This window comes from Sphingomonas sinipercae (assembly GCF_011302055.1).
In the GTDB taxonomy this organism is placed as follows: domain Bacteria; phylum Pseudomonadota; class Alphaproteobacteria; order Sphingomonadales; family Sphingomonadaceae; genus Sphingomicrobium; species Sphingomicrobium sinipercae.
In genome coordinates this window covers 2,017,308-2,034,960 of the sequence record NZ_CP049871.1, presented here as the reverse complement: position 1 = coordinate 2,034,960, position 17,653 = coordinate 2,017,308, and the positions used below count along the sequence as shown (strand labels likewise).

The 17,653-nt window shown below is 66.8% G+C and carries 19 protein-coding genes; 3 read left to right on the top strand and 16 right to left on the bottom strand.

What is annotated here, in order from left to right; all coding sequences use genetic code 11:
- Window position 1: 1 nt before the first annotated feature.
- The 10 genes from G7078_RS10555 to G7078_RS10510 are packed head-to-tail and all read right to left on the bottom strand — an operon-like array spanning window position 2 to window position 6,930.
- Window positions 2–502: a hypothetical protein gene (locus tag G7078_RS10555; protein WP_166095846.1), complete on the bottom strand. Its 501-nt coding sequence runs from the start codon at window positions 500–502 to the stop codon at window positions 2–4.
- Between the two features lie 22 nt (window positions 503–524).
- The gene (locus G7078_RS10550) at window positions 525–923 is read right to left on the bottom strand and encodes a hypothetical protein (RefSeq protein ID WP_166095845.1); all 399 of its coding nucleotides are present in this window, start codon (window positions 921–923) and stop codon (window positions 525–527) included.
- A gap of 48 nt (window positions 924–971) precedes the next feature.
- The gene (locus tag G7078_RS10545; RefSeq protein ID WP_246166565.1) at window positions 972–1,463 is read right to left on the bottom strand and encodes a demethoxyubiquinone hydroxylase family protein; all 492 of its coding nucleotides are present in this window, start codon (window positions 1,461–1,463) and stop codon (window positions 972–974) included.
- Window positions 1,464–1,507: 44 nt separating this feature from the next.
- On the bottom strand, window positions 1,508–2,029 hold the full coding sequence (locus G7078_RS10540; RefSeq protein ID WP_166095841.1) for a disulfide bond formation protein B: 522 nt from the start codon (window positions 2,027–2,029) through the stop codon (window positions 1,508–1,510).
- Between the two features lie 2 nt (window positions 2,030–2,031).
- The gene (locus G7078_RS10535) at window positions 2,032–3,378 is read right to left on the bottom strand and encodes a S41 family peptidase (protein ID WP_166096351.1); all 1,347 of its coding nucleotides are present in this window, start codon (window positions 3,376–3,378) and stop codon (window positions 2,032–2,034) included.
- Window positions 3,379–3,413: 35 nt separating this feature from the next.
- Window positions 3,414–4,598 carry a murein hydrolase activator EnvC family protein gene (locus G7078_RS10530; RefSeq protein ID WP_166095838.1) on the bottom strand — a complete coding sequence of 395 codons (1,185 nt, stop codon included), beginning with the start codon at window positions 4,596–4,598 and terminating at the stop codon, window positions 3,414–3,416.
- 3 nt (window positions 4,599–4,601) lie between these two features.
- Window positions 4,602–5,024: a 23S rRNA (pseudouridine(1915)-N(3))-methyltransferase RlmH gene (locus tag G7078_RS10525; RefSeq protein WP_166095836.1), complete on the bottom strand. Its 423-nt coding sequence runs from the start codon at window positions 5,022–5,024 to the stop codon at window positions 4,602–4,604.
- 9 nt (window positions 5,025–5,033) lie between these two features.
- Window positions 5,034–5,876 (bottom strand): serine hydrolase, encoded by an 843-nt coding sequence (locus G7078_RS10520; RefSeq protein WP_166095834.1) that lies wholly within the window; start codon window positions 5,874–5,876, stop codon window positions 5,034–5,036.
- Window positions 5,877–5,884: 8 nt separating this feature from the next.
- Window positions 5,885–6,286 (bottom strand): ribosome silencing factor, encoded by a 402-nt coding sequence (gene rsfS / locus G7078_RS10515; RefSeq protein WP_166095831.1) that lies wholly within the window; start codon window positions 6,284–6,286, stop codon window positions 5,885–5,887.
- Window positions 6,287–6,294: 8 nt separating this feature from the next.
- Complete coding sequence (locus tag G7078_RS10510) at window positions 6,295–6,930, bottom strand: nicotinate-nucleotide adenylyltransferase (protein WP_166095829.1); 636 nt, start codon at window positions 6,928–6,930, stop codon at window positions 6,295–6,297.
- A 58-nt stretch (window positions 6,931–6,988) separates the two neighbouring features.
- Here G7078_RS10510 and G7078_RS10505 point away from each other — a divergent pair, with 58 nt between their 5' ends.
- Entirely contained in the window at window positions 6,989–7,906 is a 918-nt protein-coding gene (locus G7078_RS10505; protein ID WP_246166369.1) for a DUF3667 domain-containing protein, read from the top strand.
- A 12-nt stretch (window positions 7,907–7,918) separates the two neighbouring features.
- Entirely contained in the window at window positions 7,919–9,040 is a 1,122-nt protein-coding gene (locus G7078_RS10500) for a DUF3667 domain-containing protein (protein WP_166095827.1), read from the top strand.
- Here the strand turns inward: G7078_RS10500 and G7078_RS10495 are convergent.
- On the bottom strand, window positions 9,037–9,417 hold the full coding sequence (locus G7078_RS10495) for a hypothetical protein (RefSeq protein ID WP_166095826.1): 381 nt from the start codon (window positions 9,415–9,417) through the stop codon (window positions 9,037–9,039). The two genes, G7078_RS10500 and G7078_RS10495, sit on opposite strands and share 4 nt — an antisense overlap.
- Before the next feature lie 64 nt (window positions 9,418–9,481).
- Complete coding sequence (ftsH, locus tag G7078_RS10490; RefSeq protein ID WP_166095825.1) at window positions 9,482–11,428, bottom strand: ATP-dependent zinc metalloprotease FtsH; 1,947 nt, start codon at window positions 11,426–11,428, stop codon at window positions 9,482–9,484.
- A 148-nt stretch (window positions 11,429–11,576) separates the two neighbouring features.
- Between ftsH and G7078_RS10485 the strand changes: the two genes are divergently transcribed.
- On the top strand, window positions 11,577–12,650 hold the full coding sequence (locus G7078_RS10485; RefSeq protein ID WP_166095822.1) for a winged helix-turn-helix domain-containing protein: 1,074 nt from the start codon (window positions 11,577–11,579) through the stop codon (window positions 12,648–12,650).
- Here G7078_RS10485 and tilS read toward each other — a convergent pair.
- The 4 genes from tilS to ptsP all read right to left on the bottom strand — a co-directional run bounded on the left by tilS (window position 12,642) and on the right by ptsP (window position 17,651).
- Window positions 12,642–13,616 carry a tRNA lysidine(34) synthetase TilS gene (gene tilS, locus G7078_RS10480; RefSeq protein ID WP_166095819.1) on the bottom strand — a complete coding sequence of 325 codons (975 nt, stop codon included), beginning with the start codon at window positions 13,614–13,616 and terminating at the stop codon, window positions 12,642–12,644. The genes G7078_RS10485 and tilS overlap by 9 nt on opposite strands.
- A complete protein-coding gene (locus G7078_RS10475) occupies window positions 13,607–14,428 on the bottom strand; it encodes a tetratricopeptide repeat protein (protein WP_166095815.1) in 822 nt (273 codons plus the stop codon). The genes tilS and G7078_RS10475 overlap by 10 nt, the downstream gene beginning before the upstream one ends.
- 73 nt (window positions 14,429–14,501) lie before the next feature.
- Complete coding sequence (locus tag G7078_RS10470; RefSeq protein WP_166095813.1) at window positions 14,502–15,311, bottom strand: helix-turn-helix domain-containing protein; 810 nt, start codon at window positions 15,309–15,311, stop codon at window positions 14,502–14,504.
- 72 nt (window positions 15,312–15,383) lie between these two features.
- Window positions 15,384–17,651 (bottom strand): phosphoenolpyruvate--protein phosphotransferase, encoded by a 2,268-nt coding sequence (ptsP, locus tag G7078_RS10465; protein ID WP_166096348.1) that lies wholly within the window; start codon window positions 17,649–17,651, stop codon window positions 15,384–15,386.
- Window positions 17,652–17,653: the final 2 nt, after the last annotated feature.

Genomic DNA, 17,653 nt, shown 5'->3' with positions numbered 1-17,653 from the left:
ATTATTGCCGGGGCGCGCCGCTCCCGCCGCCAGCGCCAAAGCCTAGCGTGACGTGGGGCCGCTTCCGGTTCTCACGGTCTTTGGCTGCGCGATATTCATTATATTCGTCAGGTCTGGTCCGAAACGTCTCGCGCCAGTCTTCGCCTTGTGCTGCGGCCGCCGCCGCTTTCGCCGCGAGCAGGCCAACCGCCACAAAGTCGATATCGGCCTTCCCGGTGCAACCCTGGGGGCCGATGCCGGCACTGCAAGGGCTGGCGTTGGCAAGCGCGGCCGTTGGGTCAGGCGCCGCGGGCAGGGCGTCCCGCGCCCGCGCCGTGGCGAGCGCGGCCGGATCGAGCCGGTAATTCGGCTCCCGCTTGCCACAAACGACGACTTCGTTCGGTGCTCCGGCCTGGCACTTGCCGGATTCGGTCGGGGCGACGAGGGCGGATTTGCCTGCCAGGTCGAATGCGGCGCTCGCCGGAGCGATAGCCGCCGCCAGGATCAGCAGGCCTTCCGTCATCACTGTCCCCCCGGATCCAGTCCTAACGCGGCGTCGGCGGCGGCGCCGTGTCTTCCTTGCGCTCGGCGCGCCACTGATTGATCATTTCGCGGGTGCAGCCGGTATGTCCGCCTGGCCCGACCGGGGAGCAGGTGTTGGTGCCGGAATTGCCCATCGACATCGCCTGCTGCGCCTTTTGGGTCCAGCTGGTCGTTTCCTGGCGGTCGCCCGACGTGCGCGCATCCTTGGGAATCCGGTAGCGGTCGGCTTCCGACCGGCGGACGCAGATCACTTGTTCGTCTTCGGCAGCGCGCGGGCAGGGATCGTTGCCGTAGACAATGATCTCCGCCGCCGAGCGCTGGGCAGCGGCCGGTTGGGCGGTCAGGCCGAGCGTGCCAAGGGTGGCGGCAACGGCAGCGGTTCCAAGGGCGATCCTGATCATCTCACAAACCTTTCGAGTAGAAAGCGGGCGAAGGGCAATTGAGGTTCCCTAGACGCGCTTCGAGATTGCGATGGCGACCCTGCATCCCGCACGGATCGCCGCTGAAAGCACCGGATAGCCCACCGTTCGCTCCGAGCCTGCGGCGCGGGCAATGTCCCGGTGTTCGAGTTCCTCCGCCTGAAATTCGACGATGTCGGCGGACAGTTCGGGATCGTCGTCGCCAAGCTCGCGTAGTTGCTGCCCATAATGGCGGTCGATCTCGGTCTCGACCGCATCGGTGCAGGCCATTGCGGCGCGCTCGCTCATCAGCGCGGTCGCTGCGCCGAGCGCGAAGCCGGCCGCATGCCAGAACGGCTGCAGCGCGGTCGGGCGGACCCGCCGCTCGGCCATCAGCTGGTCGAACCGGTCCAGGTGCCGCCGTTCCTGCGCCGCCATCCGCGAGACCAGTTTCGCCGCCTGCGACGAAGGATTCAGCACGGCCAGTTGGCCGGCATAGATCCGCGTTGCGCCATATTCGCCGGCCTGGTCGACGCGCAGCATCGATGCACTGTCCGGCCGGCGCGTGCCGGGACGCCAGGGGCCGCTCACCCGCGCCTCCCGGTCATCAGCAGCGCCGCAATCGACGCAGCGCCGGTCAGCGATACGATCGCGTTCCAGCCGGCCATCGAAATGCCGAGGAAGGACCATTGCACCTGGTCGCAGCGGATCAGCGGCACTCGGCGCAATTGTTCGAGCAATTCGGCCGTGCTCGCTGCGGTCGCCGACTTGGTGCAGGTCGTAATGCCTTCGAAAATCTTGAGCTCGACCCCGGCATGATAGACGCCAATCGCGCCGGACACGGCGATGGCCGCCGCGGCGAGTGCGGTGAAGGCGCGGGCGCGGGTGGACCTTGCCGGCGCGGTGAAGGCGAAGGCTGCAAGCAGGATCGCGGCGGCGTGCGGCCAGCGCTGCCAGTAACACATCTCGCAAGGGTGCAGGCCGCCCAGGTATTGCGAGCCGAGCGCACCGCCGAGCAGCGCCAGCGGAAGCGCGAGCGCGATCAGGCGGGCGGTGGCTGAATGGCCGAGCGCGCCGCGGCCGTCCAATTGTGCCGCGCTGGTCGCCATGGCTAGCGCGACTTGCCCTTCGGCGATGCGGCAGCAGCTACGGCGGTGCCGCGTCCGGCAAGCCGCTTGAGCGTCTTGACCGCATAGTCGAGCTGGAAGTCCTTGATGCCCTTAGCCTTCAGCTCTTCGGCGGAAGCCGAGAAGCGCGGATCCTTGGTCGGATCGTCTTCCTGCAGCAGCTTGTCGTCGGCGTTCGCCTGGCTGAGCAGGTGCCGGCGAAGGTCGGCTTCGCGCACGCGCGGCCGATCCTTGTAATCGGGATCGGAGAGCTGCGGGACGACGATGTCGGGGTCGATGCCGCCGGCCTGAACCGAGCGGCCGGACGGCGTGTAGTAACGCGCCGTGGTCAGCCGAAGCGCGGCCCGCGGCCCGGTCTGGACCACCGTCTGGACGCTGCCCTTGCCGAAGGTCCGTTCGCCCATCACCAGCGCGCGCCGCTGGTCCTGGAGCGCACCGGCGACGATTTCGGCGGCCGAGGCGGAACCGACGTCGACCAGGACGATCACCGGCAGGCCGTGCGCCATGTCCCCGGGGCGTGCGTAATAACGTTCGATGTCGCCCTTTTCGCGCCCGCGCTGGGAAACGACTTCGCCGCGCTCAAGGAACGCGTCGCTGATCTTCACGGCTTCATCGACCAGTCCACCCGGGTTGCCGCGCATATCGAGGACGTAGCCGAGCAGCTTGCCGCTGCTGGCCTTGTCGATCGCCGTCAGCGCCGCTTCGACCGCCTCCCCGGAGTTGCCGGAAAAGCTGTTGACGTCGATGTAGCCAACGCCGTCCTTGATCTCCCACTTCACCGGGCGAAGCGCGATCCGCTCGCGCACGATCGTCACGTCAAACGGCTTGTCGCGGCCGGCCCGGACCACAGTCAGCTTGATCGGCGAGCCCGCCGGGCCGCGCATCTTCTCGGCCGCTTCGTCGAGGGTCACGTCATAGACCAACTCGCCGTTGATCTTGGTGATGTAGTCGCCGGCCTTGATTCCGGCGCGCCAGGCCGGCGTGTCCTCGGTCGGGGTGATGACCTTGATCGCCCCGTCCTCAATCGTGAAGTTGACGCCCAGGCCACCGTAGTCGCCGTCGGTGGTCGTCTTGAGCGTGTCGTAATCCGACTGCTCGACATAGCTTGAATGCGGGTCGAGCGCGGCCAGCATCCCGTTGATGGCGCCGTTGATCAGGACCTTGTCGTCAACAGGTTCGACGTAGGTCGCCTTCACCCGCTCGTAGACGCTCATGAACTTCTCGAGTTCTTGGTAATTGGTCACGTCCGCGGCGGCGAGCGAGCTGGTCGCGACGGGAACGAACGCAAGCGCCCCGACGAGCGCCAGCGGCGGAAGCACCTTGTTGATCATCTTCATCTCGAACCGTTCCTGCTTGTCGCTTCAGCCTAGTCGGATTGCGCGGTTTTTGACAGCATCGCAGATGAACCTGCGATGATGGCGGCGGAGACCGGGCGACCGCCGCTTTGCAGCTGCAATTCCAACTGTCCAAGCGCAAGTCCGATCCGCTGTCGAGCGACGACCCGGCTGCCCTTGGGCAAGGTCGAGCCGGCGTTGACCAGCACGCTCCGCCAGCCGCCGCCATGGTCGAGGATGATGACGCCGTCGTAATCGCGAAACGGGCCGGCGAAGACGATGGTGCCGTCGGCCGGGGCGAGCACCGGGACGCCGCGCCGCGTGGCGAAGGTGATCCCGCGCGACCGGACGCCGGTTTCGCTGATGCTGCCGAGGCCCTCGGTAACCGCCGCCTGGACGGGCAGCGAATAATTGAGCGGCGGGCGCGCGACCTGGCCGGCGGCATCGGGGAGGGGGATTGGGCCAAGTCGGGCGAGCTCCGCCGCCGCCGTCCGCGCGTAACGGCTGTCGGCGTCCTCGCGTTGCAGGTCGGACAGATGTTCCCCGCGCGCCAGCGTCACGTCCCCCTGGACCAAGGCTTCGCTGCCGCGCCGATCGGCGAGGGCGAGGGCTTTGGCCTCAAGCTTCGCAAGCGCCACCTTGCGGCGGGCCAGGAGGTGCCGGCCGGTCGAGGCGGCGCCCTTTGCCTCGATCGCCGCAGACTGCAGCTGCGCCACTCGTTCGACCTGTTGCGCGAGAGCGGCGGTCCGCGCCTCGATCGCCGGCGTAACGGCTTTGACCAATAGGTTGAGCTTGACCAGTTCCTCCGGCGATCCGCCGCCGGCGATCAGCGAGACCAAGGGGCGCCGGCCGCTCAGCGCAAGGCCAGCGAGCAGCGACGACAAGGGGGCGCGCTCGGCGGCCAAACGCTGCCGCTGCGCCGACAATTGCTGTGCGAGCAGGCTCGCCTCGGCGTCAGCCGAACTGATTCGGGCTTCCTGCGCCATGATCGCCTGCGCGGCGGCCAGTTGCTCGAGCCGAAGCCGGGTGGCCGCGTTGCGCGCCGCGGCGGCGGCTCGCTCGATCTTCTGCTGCTGGCTTTCCGCCTGCGCCGCCTCGCGCCGCGCGTCTTGAAGCTGCAGTTGCAGCGGGTCGGCCGGCCCGGACGGGGCGGGCCCGGCCGCGAGCGCCGCCGGGCCGGCCATCAACAGCACGATCGGGGCGAAAATCCGGCGCATCGCTCAACCGTCGCGATGATAGGGATGGTTGGCAAGGATCGATGTCGCCCTGAACAATTGTTCGGCAAGCATCGCCCGGGCCAGCAGGTGCGGCCAGGTCGCGGAGCCGAACGACAGCAGCAGGTCGGCGCCGGCGCGTTCGGCATCGCCATGGCCGTCAGCGGCGCCGATGACGAAGCGAGCCTCGCGCTTGCCGTCGTCGCGCCATTGTTCGAGCTTTCGGGCGAGTTCCGTCGAGGAGAGCGACGCCCCTTTCTCGTCGAGATAGACCGTGATGCTGTTGGCGGGCAGCGGCGGCGCGGTTCCGCCGCGGTCGGGCAGTTCGGTGAGCCTGGTCGGCCAGGAAATCCGCTTCAGGTAGCGATCGACCAGCTCGCCCTCCGGGGACCGGCCGATCTTTCCGCGAGCGACGATGTGGAGAAGCACCTCGCCCGCTTAGCGCGGGCTGCCGTTCCCGGCAAAGCCGAAGCTGCTGAGCTTGGCCCAGAAGCCGTCGTAGATGGCGCGGGCGGCCTGCGCGATAGTGCGTGGGCGATCGTCGCCGCCGCGCGCGAAGAAGGCGACCGCGACCCGGCGGCCGTCCGGCATGGTGATGAAGCCGACGTCGCTGGAATAGCCGTTCAGCGTGCCCGTCTTGTGCTCGACCGGGACGCCTGGGAGCAGGCCCTTGATCCGATTTTTGCCGGTCTGGCACTGGCCCATCACGTCGAGCAAATAGTTGCGGCTCTTGGGCGTGATCAGCTCCGCCTTGTAGATCCGGCGCAGCAGGTCGACCATCGCCGTCGGCGTGCTGGAATCGCGGCGATCCCAAAGGTCGCGCTTGTCGCGCAGCAGCTGCGCGATGGTGCGGTCCACGCGCAGGCCCTGGACGCCATTGTCCTTGAGCCAGCTATCGAGCGCCTGGGGCCCGCCGAGATCGCGGATCAGCACGTCCGTGGCGCCATTGTCGCTGTGGATCAGCATCCGGCGCATCAGGCTGCGAGCGCTTTGTCCGCTGATGGTATCGTCAAGCGAGCGGCGGCCGTGATCGACCTGGGCAAGGTAGAGTGCGGCGACCGCGACCTTGACGGTGCTTGCCATCGGAAAGGGGTGGTCGCCCTTGAAGCTGACCATCTCGCCCGTGTTGAGATCGAGCGCGGCGACGCCGACATCGGCGGACTTGGTCGAAAGAAGCGACGAGAGCTGGCGTTCCAGGCCCCACAGGCTGGGCGAGGTCGCGGCTGCGGCGGGCTGGGCGATAAACGCCAGCAGGCACAGGAAGATCGCTGTCAGTCGCATTGTTGCCCTCACCCGTCTTGCGATGCGCTTACGCTCGAATCATCGCCAAATGCCCACATCCGTTCGAGATTGTAGAAACTCCTCACTTCCGGCCGAAACAGGTGCACAATCACGTCATCGGCGTCGATCAGCACCCAGTCCGCCGTCGGCAGCCCCTCTATTCGCACGATTTTTCCGAACTCTTGCTTAACGCGATCGGCTAATTTGTTAGCCATGGACGCAACCTGGCGCGTCGAACGGCCGGACGCGATCACCATATGGTCGGCAATATTCGACTTGCCGCCGAGCGGGATCGAGACGACTTCGACCGCCTGATCGTCGTCGAGCGACTGGAGCACCAGCTGGTGAAGCTTGTCGACGTCCGCCGGCTGTGGCGCGGCCTTGGCGGGGTCGGTTTCAGGGTCGGGCAAGTGCTCTCCTAATCTTGTAGCGGGTCCGGCGCATCATCGGTCCGCGGAGTCGGGCCAGTGGGCAGATGCAGATGCCAGTCGGGGTCAAGCGCGCGCAAAGCGGTTGCGGAAGTCGGGTCGGTCGGCAGTCGAAGAAAAGTGATCGCCGGTGGACTCCACTCCGTCCAATGCTTCGCCTCGCTGGAGGGATGGACGAACCCCCTCAGCCAGCCCATCGCGCGCGCCGCCTGGGCCTTGGCATCATAGCCGGGCCTTGGAAGCACCGCAATCGGCACCAGCCCGGCGAGCCGCCGCCAGTGCCTCCAGCGGTGAAAGTCCGGCAGGGTGTCGCTCCCCATCATCCAGATGAAGCGGTGTTGCGGATAGGCCGGAAGCAGCGCCCGAAGCGTATCCACCGTATAGCGCGTGCCGGCCTGCCGTTCGAAGTCGCTGACGACGATCGCAGTCCCCTCGGCCACGATGTGGGCCGAAGCCAACCTCGCTTCGTAGTCGGCCATGTCGCGGGCATCCTTGAGCGGGTTGCCCGGGGAAACCAGCCACCACACTTCGTCGAGTTGGAGCGCGCGCATCGCCGCCAGGCTCAGCCGCCGGTGCCCGCGATGCGCTGGGTTGAACGAACCTCCCAAAAGCCCGACCCGCTTCATTCCATCACCGCTAGCATGGCCGCGCAGTCCCGCCTAACGTGCGCTGGGGAAAGGGCGAATGGGGCGGGCACAGGCTGACATGCATCGGGATGAAGGCGCTGGCGGCGTGGCCGGCAGCGAAGCCGCGCGCGGCGTCGGGAGCGTCCCGTTCACTGGCGGCCATTGCCTCAACTGCGGCTCGCCGCTGGCCGGCGAATATTGCCATCGGTGCGGGCAGGCGGAGCACATTCATCGCAGCTTCGGCGCGTTCCTTCACGATCTCACCCACAGCGTGTTTCATTTCGAAGGAAAGTTCTGGCGCACGCTGCCGATGCTGGCGCTGCATCCGGGCGAATTAACTCGGCGCTATATTCACGGCGAGCGGGGCCGCTTCCTGTCGCCGTTCGCAATGTTCCTGTTTTCGGTCTTCCTGATGTTCGCCGTTCTCAGCCTGCTGGGTGCCAAGGCCTATGAGCGGCGCACGCGCAGCGAAGTGAAGGTCGAAGCGGCGACCACGGCTCCGGTCGACATCGATCTCAGCGATGCGCCGCGGCCGTTGCGGGTCATCGACGAAGCGTGGCGACATGCGAAGGCCAACCCCGAATTGCTGGCCTACAAGCTGTCCAGCAACTCCTATAAATTCTCCTGGGCGCTGATCCCGATCTCGATCCCGCTAGTGTGGCTGCTGTTCCTCAACCGGCGGCGGTACCGCGAACAATATCGCGCCTACGGTCACGCCGTCTTCGTGACCTATTCCATCGCGTTCATGAGCCTGTTCGCGGTCGCCTACACGCTTCTGAAAATGACCGGGCTGATCGGGCCGCTCGCGCTGATCCCGTTCGTGGTGCCGCCGATCCACATGTATCGGCAGCTTCGCGGCGCCTATTCGCTGCCGGTCCCGAGCGCGCTGTGGCGGACCGCGGCGATGATGGCCTTCGCCGTCCTCGCCTGCATCCTGTTCTTCATGCTGCTGCTGTTCGGCGGGATGCTGGGGTAGGAGGGGCTCACGGTGAGCGGCGAACTCGAAGCGATCGGCGAAGCGGTGACCGGTGGAATGCTGGGCCGCGCCGTCGAGCCAACGGCGGGGGAGGCCGACGGCCACACGCATGAGAAACGCTGCCTGAACTGCGGTTGCGACCTGACCGGCCCGTATTGCCAATGCTGCGGCCAGCAGGCGCATGTGCACCGCACCCTCGGCGCGTTCTTCCACGATTTGCTGCACGGCGTCTTTCACTTCGAAGGCAAGATCTGGCGGACGTTGCCCAAGCTTGCCTGGCGACCCGGCGAGCTCACCCGCGACTATATCGGCGGGCAACGCGCCCGCTTCGTCTCGCCGGTCGCGCTGTTCCTGTTCAGCGTTTTCCTGATGTTCGCAATCGTCTCCCTGGTCGGCGGTCCGCTGCACTTCAATTCGACGCCGGAGGCCAGCGCCGAGACCAAGCGCGACCTTGCCCAGGCGCAAACCGAGAATTTGGCGGAGTTGAAGGCGCTGGAAACGCGCCGGGCGACGATGGCGAAGCAGGGCGAGCCAACCGCCGAGGTCGATCGCGAAATTGCCCGGATGCGCAAGGCGATCGACCTGCAGGCGACGATTTTCGAAAGCATGGGCGCCCAGGTGCAAAGCGCGCCGGAAACGCCAACTGGTAATGTCGTTGGCGAAAAGGTGACCGCGGCCGCCGACGCGACGATTCCGGGCTGGTTCGACGCTGCCTACATGAAGGCGAAGGAGAACCCGAAGCTGCTACTCTACAAGGTCCAGAACAGCGCCTACAAATTTTCCTGGGCGCTCATTCCCATCTCGGTCCCGTTCGTCTGGCTGCTTTTCCTGCACCGCCGGCGTTATCGCCAGTATCGGGCGTACGACCACACCGTTTTCGTCACTTACTCGCTGGCGTTCATGACCCTGGGCTTCATCGCGCTTAGCCTCTTACGGGCGATCGGCTTGCCCGGTTGGGTCGCGGGCTGGGCGATCGCGCTGGTGCCGCCGGTGCACATGTACCGGCAGCTGCGCGGGGCTTACGCACTTGGGCGGTTCAGCGCCTTATGGCGGACCGCCGTGCTGATCGTCTTTGCGTTCACCGCGTCGATCATCTTCATGGCGCTGCTGCTGTTTCTCGGCGTGCTCGGCTAAGCCGGGCAGGGATATTTCTTCATCATCAGCCGCTTGAATGCGTCCTTAGTGGTCATCCGCGACCGTTCAGCGACGGGAATCGAGCGGAAGTGATCAAGGATCTCGCTCACCCCAAGGTTGCCCTGCTGTGCCGGTGGGCAGTAAACGGGCTTCTGCCCGGCCTTGACGGCAGCCAGCCGCTCCGCACGAAGCTGCTCGGCCGAGCCGCGCATCTCGGCCTTGAGCTTGCCCATGTCGCCGGAAAGCAGGGCCAGCGGCCCCTTGGCTGCGAGTGCATCGGCCTTTTGCAGGAAGATGTCGGCGCGCATCGACTGCGCCGAGGCAGGGGCCGCCCACACTGCGGCGACCAAAGCCGCCAATACACCCGCACGCACCATTAGAAATCCTCCCCCCTCGTGGTCACGAGAAGTAGGAGGACTTGCAGTGAACGCCAGTTGAACGTCAGGCGCCTGCGGGCGCTGCGCCACCGATCGGCTTCGACTTGCGGCCGGTCTTGGGGACGGACGAGCCAGCCGGCTGGATGGTGGGTTTGGCCGAGCTGCCGCGATCGATCTTGCCGCCGCCAAGCAGCGTCTTGATCTCATCGCCGCTCAGCGTTTCATATTCGAGCAGTGCCTGCGCCAGCGACTCCAGCTCATCGCGGTGCTCGTTCAGGACCACCTTGGCGCGGTCGTAACCTTCGTCGACGATGCGGCGAATTTCCTTGTCGATCAGCTGCGCGGTCTCGTTCGACATGCCGCGCGTGCGGTTGACCGAATAGCCAAGGAACACTTCCTCTTCCGGCTCGGCATATTGCAGCGGGCCAAGGGCATCGGACATGCCCCAGCGCGTGACCATGTCGCGCGCCAGCTGCGTCGCATATTGGATGTCGGAAGACGCGCCGGACGAAACCTTCTGGTAGCCGAAGATGACTTCCTCCGCGACGCGCCCGCCCATCGCCACCGACAGGTTCGCGTACATCTTGTCGCGGTGATAGCTATAGCTGTCGCGTTCCGGCAGGCGCATGACCATGCCGAGCGCGCGGCCGCGCGGAATGATCGTCGCTTTGTGGATCGGGTCCGACGCAGGCTCGTGCAGGGCGACGATGGCGTGACCGGCCTCGTGATAAGCGGTCATCTTCTTCTCATCCTCGGTCATGACCATGGAGCGCCGTTCGGTGCCCATCATGACCTTGTCCTTGGCCTCCTCGAACTCGCTCATCGCCACCAGGCGCTTGCCCTTGCGAGCCGCCAGCAGCGCCGCTTCGTTGACGAGGTTGGCAAGGTCGGCGCCCGAGAAGCCGGGCGTCCCGCGGGCGATCACGCGCGGATCGACGTCGGGCGCAAGCGGTACCTTCTTCATGTGCACGGACAGGATCTTCTCGCGGCCTTCGATGTCGGGACGGGGCACGACCACCTGGCGGTCGAACCGGCCGGGACGAAGCAACGCCGGGTCGAGCACGTCGGGACGGTTGGTCGCGGCGATAATGATGATGCCTTCGTTGGCCTCGAAGCCGTCCATTTCGACGAGCAGCTGGTTGAGCGTCTGCTCGCGTTCGTCGTTGCCGTTGCCAAGGCCGGCGCCGCGATGGCGGCCGACTGCGTCGATTTCGTCGATGAAGAGGATGCAGGGCGCCGATTTCTTCGCCTGCTCGAACATGTCCCGGACTCGGCTGGCGCCGACGCCGACGAACATTTCGACGAAGTCGGAGCCCGAGATCGTGAAGAAGGGCACGCCCGCCTCACCCGCGATGGCGCGGGCGAGCAGAGTCTTGCCAGTGCCGGGCGAGCCGACCAGCAACGCTCCCTTCGGGATCTTGCCGCCAAGCCGGGCGAACTTGCCCGGGTCGCGAAGGTATTCGACGATTTCCTGGAGCTCTTCGCGGGCCTCATCGATGCCGGCGACGTCGGCGAAGGTCACTCGGCCGTGCTTTTCCGTCAGCTGGCGGGCGCGGCTCTTGCCGAAGCCCATCGCGCCGGATCCGGCATTCTTCTGCATCTGGCGCATGACGAAGAAACTGATGCCGATGATCAGCAGCAGCGGCAGCGAATTGTAGAGCATCAGCATCCAGATGCTCGACCCTTCCTCCGCCTTGACCTGGACGTCGACGCCACGCTCGATCAGCTTCGACGATACGTTAGCGTCCGGTGGCGCGATCGTGCGGAAGTCGGTGCCGTCGGCCAGCTTGCCGCTGATCAGGGAATTGCGGCTTGCGCTCGACGCGATCGTGACTGCGCGAACATTGCCTTCTTCGACCTGGCGCATGAAGTCAGAATAAGCGACCGGCTGGCCGGCCGCGGCCTGCGACCCGCCGCCGATCATTTGCACGAACAGCACCAGGCCGAACAGGATTCCAACCCAGATCATCAGGCTCTTGATCCAGGGACTCGTCGGCTTCTTTTCGTTCATTCGGTCTCTCGCGTCGGCGTCACTGCCGCTTTGGGGCCAAGATAAGCTCTCGCCAGTCAATAACAATGCGCCGCTTAGGAAGGCATGAACGGCGGTGCCGAAGCCTCGCCGGTTGCCAACCTTGGGCGGCCATGCTGAAGCTTCGTCAATGGCGCCGCAAACCTTCGCTTTCGACCGTTTCCAGCTCGACGTCGCTGACCGGCAGCTGCGGGAGGGGGACGAGACGGTCGAGGTGAACGCGCGTTACTTCGACGCGCTCGCGTTATTGGTCCGCGAGCATGGCAAGCTGATTACCAAGGACCGCTTCCTGGAGGAGGTCTGGCGCGGCGTCCCGGTCACGGACGAAGCGCTGACCCAGTGCATCAAGACGCTTCGGCGGCAACTTGGCGACAGCGCCAGCCGGCCCCGCCTGATCGAGACGGTGCCAAAGCACGGGTACCGCTTCATCGCATCGGTCGGGCCGGGGGGCGGCGTGGCGCGCGAAGCTCCGCCCGCGCCGAGCCATTATTCGGCACGCGAGTTCCTGCTGACCGGAGTGGCCGGGACCATCGGCGCGGGCATGGCGGGGCTGTTGGGGGGGCTCGTTTACGGCCTGCTCGCCACTTCCGACCCGACGCAGCGGGGTGCGGGCGGTATCTCGATGCTGCTGGTGCTGGTCAGCCTGACGATCGTCGTCGCCATCCTTGGCGGGTTGGGCGTCTCGTTCGGGGTTGCCGCGGCCGGCTTTGCCAAGGGCCCGCAATGGGCCTGGAAAATGGCGGGCGGGGCGGCCGGCGGATTGCTGGTCGGCGCTTTCACCAAGCTGCTTGGCGTCGACGGGTTCAGCCTCCTGTTCGGCCAGTCGCCCGGCGATATCACCGGCGCTGGCGAGGGTGCTCTGACCGGTGCCGCGGTCGGCCTTGCCGCATGGCTTGCGACTCGGTTCACGCCGCTTGCACCCGCACGCCGAAGCGCGCTTCTGGGCGCTGCAGTCGGCGCAGTGGCCGGGCTGGTCATCATCCTGTCTGGCGGGCGGCTGATGCTCGGCAGCCTCGACCTGCTGGCCCGCAATTTTCCCAACTCGCGGCTGCGGATCGATGCGGTCGGCGCGCTATTCGGCGAACACGGGTTGGGCCCGGCGACGGAGGCCGCCAGCGGCGCGCTCGAAATCGCCTTGTTCGCCGCCGGGATCGTCGGCGCCATGGTCCTCGCCCGCCGTCACTTCAGCGACTGGTTACGCTAGGCGGCGCGGCGGCGCTGAAGCGAAACGCCACGTTTCCCCGCCGGAGCAGCGGACGCCTCGCAAAGTCGCGGTCCCCCCGGCCGTCAGCGCGCCGAGGAGTTCGTTGAGCTCCCGGCCGCGCAGCTGCAAAGGCCCCTCGCTGGCAAGCTCGGCAACGGCCTTTGCCGCAATGCGCCGGCGGATTTCCGGCGGGGCATCGCCGGGGGTGTAGCGAAGCTCGCCGCTATCGGCGGCGACTGCCGTGCGCCAATGGTGTTCCACCGCCCATTCAAGCGCGGCATCCGCCTCCGCCAGATTGGCGACGCTTTGTCCGATGGCCGGGACATCGAGCAAGTCCAGTTGCGCGAGTGCGTTTCGCACGCGCACCCGCTCGAAGCGGTCGTCCGAATTGCCCGGGTCGGCGGCCGGGGAGACGCCGGCAATCCTGCAAACGCTCGCAAGGTCTTCGCGTCGCCAGTCCAGCAATGGCCGCAGCAATGGCTGCCCGGTTCCCGGAACCGTGGCGACCGGGCGGATCGCGGCGAGACCACGAACGCCGGCGCCGCGGTTGAGCCGCATCAGCAAGGTTTCGACCTGGTCGTCGAGGTGGTGGGCGGTCGCCAGGACACCGAGGCCGCGCCTTTCCAGCCAGCCGCCGAGTAGCCGGTACCGCTCGGCCCGCGAACGTTCCTGGAGCGCCGTTTCCGGCTTGCGATCCCAGCGGATGGCCAGCGTCGCGTGGGGGACCCCCAGCGTGGCGCAAAGTCCTGCGACCATCGCCGCTTCGTCGGCGCTTTCGGCTCGCAGGCTGTGATCGACGGTCGCCGCTTCCACCGCGCCGGGCCGGGCCGCGCTGGCAAGGAGCAGCAGCGCCAGGCTGTCTGGGCCGCCCGAGACGGCGAGGCCGATGCGGGCGTCGCCCGGAATCAATCGATCGAGGCCGGCGCCGAAGCGTCCGACCAGATGCGGATCGAGCTTTAGCTGCAATTCGCTTCGGCGCGCGCCTTGGGAAGCAGCGCCTTCAGCTCCGGGCGGACCGAATCGCCATAGACGCTGGTCAGCTCCGAATAGGCTTTGCACGCCTGCGCCGGCTGCCCGTATTTGAGCAGCGCCTGCCCGAGATAATAGAGGCTATCCTGCGCCCGTCCGCCCTTCGGATTGGAGCGGTAGTTGGCTAGCAGAGCTTGCGCGGCGGCGAACGGCTCGCCCTTATCGAGCAAGGCGCGCCCGATCAGATTATTGGCCCAGCTGACCCGCCGGTGCTTGGGATAGCCGGCGACGAACGCGCGCAGCGAAGTGATCGCCTGGTCGAAGCGCTTCGCTTCCCACAACTTAAAGCCTTCGGTGTAAGCGTCCTCGCCGGGGTCGGTGGCGGCGGCGGCGGCGTCCGCCGGCTCGGCGCTCGCGGTCGACTTGCTGCCGCCGGTGGCGGGCTTGGTGACGACCGGCTTGGGATCCTCCGCTGTCTCGACGACGGCGGGCTGGGCCGCCACGGCGGCGCTTTCAAGTCGGGCGATCCGCGAATCCTGATCGGTGCGAAGCTGCTGGACCGTGCCTTCAAGCACGCCGAGGCGGTGACCGCTCTCTTCCGTCCGGTTGACGAGCTGCTGCAGCTGCGCTTCGACCGCGTCCAGCCGCTGCTGGAGCCGGACCGCAAGCGCCTGCGAAGCGGAAAGCTGCTGCTGCAGGATCGCGATCCGCTGCTCGGGCGTCGGTGGCCTCTGCGCAATCGAAGGCGCGGCAGTGCTGGCGAGAAGGATGGCTGCCGGGACGGCGATGCGCAGGCGCGCGAACTTCATTGGATTCCCCCACGGAAAGTCGAAAGCTACAGCAAGGCTACCTTGACGCAATCGAGCTTGCGCCCAGATGAATCTAGCGCGCGCCGGATGGTTGCGGGCTGGCCCCGACGGCCGGCGCGGACGCCGCGGCTGGCGCCTTCATCAAGTCGGCGCCAAGCAGGCTGACGTTCGACGCGACCCGTCCGGGCGGACCGACTGGCGGCGCGACGGTGTTGCCGACGGTAATGCGCAGCGCTTCCGGCTTGCCGGCGCGCAAGGTTGGCGCAGTCGCGGTGGCCGGGACCGCGAAAGTCTGCCCGGCGGCAAGTTCGCCCTGGAACAACGATTTGCCGTTGTCGGAAACCTGGATCCACGACGGTTCGGTCGCGGTCAGCACGACGGGCCCGCTGGCGGTTGTCGCTGCTTGCTGGACCGGCGCTGCGGCTGGCGCCGTGGGCACGATCGCTTGCTGCGAAACGGCGGCGGGCGTCTCATCGCCCTCGTTAAGCGAACGGTTCTGGTACCAGGAGAACAATAGCGCGAAGAGGATGACGGCGGCGATTGTCCCAAGCACGAGCCATTTGGGCATCGTCCGCGCCGGGTCGGCCGGCTGGAACACTTCCGCTGTAGCCGTCTCGGTCCGAACGCCGCCCATTTCAGCGCGAAGCTGCTCGGCGATTTCCGCGCGGTCGAGGCCGACGGCGGTGGCATAGCTCTTGGCAAAGCCGAGGGTGTAGGTTGGCGCCGGAAGCCGGTGCCAATCGGCGGTTTCGAGGCTTTCCAGATGCCGACGCGGAATTCGCGTCTGCGTGGCGAGGTCCTCCAGCGAGAGGCCTTTATCCTCGCGGGCAGAGCGAAGCTGCTCGCCGACCGTCGGGGTCTCAATCGCGTCGGTCTCGTCCATCCCTAACCCTCGTTAGTGCAGCCGCTGTTGTTCAGGTCGCCGCCGAGCCTGTCAACCGCTGTGGCCGTCGAATCATGCGATGGCGACGCGGTGGCGCTTGGCCCAGTCCGTCAGCGTCTTGCGCATGTCCTGGGGCGGCCGCTGCAACAATTGCTGCATCCGGGCCCGGATCGCGTCGACGTCGAGCGAGCGGACCATCGCCTTGGTCGGCCCGACCGCCGCCGGCGTGATCGAGAAGCGCTCGGCGCCGAGACCGATCAGCGCCATCGCTTCAAGCGGACGGCCGGCCATCTCGCCGCAAATCCGCACTGGGACGTCGGCGGCATTGGCCGCATCGATGACTCGCTTGAGGAAGCGCAGGATGGCGGGGCTGAGCCAGTCGTAGCGCTCGGCGAGCCGCGGATCGGCCCGGTCGGCGGCGAACAGGAACTGGGTCAGGTCATTGGTGCCGATGGACAGGAAGTTCACCCGGGGCAGTAACTGGTCAAGCATTTCGGCCAGCGACGGCACTTCCAGCATGGCGCCATATTCGATTTGCGAGGGAAGCGCCCGGCCGCCCGCCCGCGCCCAGTCGATCTGCTCCTCGAACAGCTTGCGCGCTTGCTCATATTCCCAAGGCTCCGAGACCATCGGGAACATCACCCGAAGCACCCGTCCGGACGCGGCCTGGATCAGCGCGCGCGCCTGGGCTTTCATCAAGGCGGAGCGGTCGAGCGACAACCGAAGCGCCCGCCAGCCCATCGACGGGTTTTCGGCTTCGTCGTCCAGCCCGGTGAGGTAGGGCAGGGCCTTGTCGCCGCCGATGTCGAGCGTTCGGAAAATCACCGGCTTGTCGCCCGCGGAGTCCAGCACCTTGCGGTACAGCTTCTGCTGGCTTTCCCGGCCGGGGAGGGTGGCTGAGACCAGGAACTGGAACTCGGTCCGGAACAGGCCGATCCCGTCGGCGCCGGTCAATTCCAGCGACGAAGCGTCTTCGGCGAGGCCCGCATTGACCATCACGCTGACGTCGACGCCGTCCCGCGATTTGGCCGGCAGGGAGCGAACGGCATCGAATTGCGCGCGCTGCTTGAGCCGGAGCGCCATCCGCTGATCGAAGCTGGTGGCCAGGGTGCGGGAAGGGCGGACGATGACGCTGCCATTGTCGCCGTCGACCAGCACCTGGTCGCCTTCCTCCACGGAATGGCGAATCTCGTGGAGCCGGCCAACGACGGGCACCCCCATGGCCCGGGCGACGATGGTGACGTGCGCCGTCAGGGAGCCTTCTTCGAGGATGACGGCTTTCAGCCGCCGCCGGTCGTAGTCGAGCAGCTCGGCGGGTCCGAGATTGCGGGCAATCAGGACGGTATCCTGGGTCAGGCCGGATTGCGCGGCGGTGCCGACCCGCCCGGAAACGATCCGGAGCAGCCGGTTCGACAGGTCCTCCAGGTCGTGCATCCGCTCCTGAAGCAGCGGATCGTCGATCTCGCGCATCCGCGCCCGGGTGCGCTGCTGGACGCGCTCGACCGCCGCTTCCGCGGTCAAGCCGCTGTCGATCGCTTCGTTGATCCGCCGCGACCAGCCTTCGTCGTAAGCGAACATCCGGTAGGTCTCGAGGATCTCCTGATGCTCACCGACGGTGCCGAATTCGGCTTCGCGCGCCATGTTGTCGATCTGCTCGCGCATCTTGCGGAAGGCAGCGTAGACCCGCTCGCGCTCCGCCTCGGTATCCTCGGCGATCGTATGTTCGACGACGACGCGCGGCTGATGGAAGACGGCTTGGCCCTTGGCCATGCCTTTGACCAGCTTGAGGCCGCTCAGGCGGACCGGTCCGGAGTCTCTGCGATTGCCGCGACGAGAACCATCGACCAGGCGAGCGGCGGCAATGAGTTCCGACAAGACCATGGCGACGGTCTGCAGGGCCTCGATCTCGACATCGGCATAGCGGCGCGGCTCGGCATGCTGGACGCACAGGACGCCGATGGGATTTTCACGGCGAACGATCGGGACGCCGGCAAAGCTGTGATAGCGCTCTTCCCCCGTCTCCGGCCGATAGACGAACTCAGGATGCGAGGCGGCTTCGGCGAGGTTGAGGATCCGTCCGTCGGCAGCGATCGAGCCGACCAGGCCTTCGCCCATCTTCAAGCGGGTGACGTGCACCGCTTCCTCTCGCAGCCCGTGAGTCGCGAACAATTCCAGCTCGTTGGCACGCAGCAGGTAGATCGAGCAGACTTCGCTCTTCATCGCCTCGGCGATCAGGTTGACGACCTCGTTCAGCTTGGACTGGGCATTGCCGCGCTTGGCCATCACATCGTGCAGGCCGGTGAGGATTTCCCGGGCGGACGCGGCGGCTGTGAGGGGCATGG

What these genes read in the sequence shown, in the direction of transcription:
- G7078_RS10555 (WP_166095846.1), bottom strand. Translation starts at nt 502, where the DNA reads ATGACGGAAGGCCTGCTGATCCTGGCGGCGGCTATCGCTCCGGCGAGC.
- G7078_RS10550 (WP_166095845.1), bottom strand. Translation starts at nt 923, where the DNA reads ATGATCAGGATCGCCCTTGGAACCGCTGCCGTTGCCGCCACCCTTGGC.
- G7078_RS10545 (WP_246166565.1), bottom strand. Translation starts at nt 1,463, where the DNA reads ATGCTGCGCGTCGACCAGGCCGGCGAATATGGCGCAACGCGGATCTAT.
- G7078_RS10540 (WP_166095841.1), bottom strand. Translation starts at nt 2,029, where the DNA reads ATGGCGACCAGCGCGGCACAATTGGACGGCCGCGGCGCGCTCGGCCAT.
- G7078_RS10535 (WP_166096351.1), bottom strand. Translation starts at nt 3,378, where the DNA reads ATGATCAACAAGGTGCTTCCGCCGCTGGCGCTCGTCGGGGCGCTTGCG.
- G7078_RS10530 (WP_166095838.1), bottom strand. Translation starts at nt 4,598, where the DNA reads ATGCGCCGGATTTTCGCCCCGATCGTGCTGTTGATGGCCGGCCCGGCG.
- G7078_RS10520 (WP_166095834.1), bottom strand. Translation starts at nt 5,876, where the DNA reads ATGCGACTGACAGCGATCTTCCTGTGCCTGCTGGCGTTTATCGCCCAG.
- G7078_RS10510 (WP_166095829.1), bottom strand. Translation starts at nt 6,930, where the DNA reads ATGAAGCGGGTCGGGCTTTTGGGAGGTTCGTTCAACCCAGCGCATCGC.
- G7078_RS10505 (WP_246166369.1), top strand. Translation starts at nt 6,989, where the DNA reads ATGGGGCGGGCACAGGCTGACATGCATCGGGATGAAGGCGCTGGCGGC.
- G7078_RS10495 (WP_166095826.1), bottom strand. Translation starts at nt 9,417, where the DNA reads ATGGTGCGTGCGGGTGTATTGGCGGCTTTGGTCGCCGCAGTGTGGGCG.
- ftsH (WP_166095825.1), bottom strand. Translation starts at nt 11,428, where the DNA reads ATGAACGAAAAGAAGCCGACGAGTCCCTGGATCAAGAGCCTGATGATC.
- G7078_RS10485 (WP_166095822.1), top strand. Translation starts at nt 11,577, where the DNA reads ATGGCGCCGCAAACCTTCGCTTTCGACCGTTTCCAGCTCGACGTCGCT.
- G7078_RS10475 (WP_166095815.1), bottom strand. Translation starts at nt 14,428, where the DNA reads ATGAAGTTCGCGCGCCTGCGCATCGCCGTCCCGGCAGCCATCCTTCTC.
- G7078_RS10470 (WP_166095813.1), bottom strand. Translation starts at nt 15,311, where the DNA reads ATGGACGAGACCGACGCGATTGAGACCCCGACGGTCGGCGAGCAGCTT.
- ptsP (WP_166096348.1), bottom strand. Translation starts at nt 17,651, where the DNA reads ATGCCCCTCACAGCCGCCGCGTCCGCCCGGGAAATCCTCACCGGCCTG.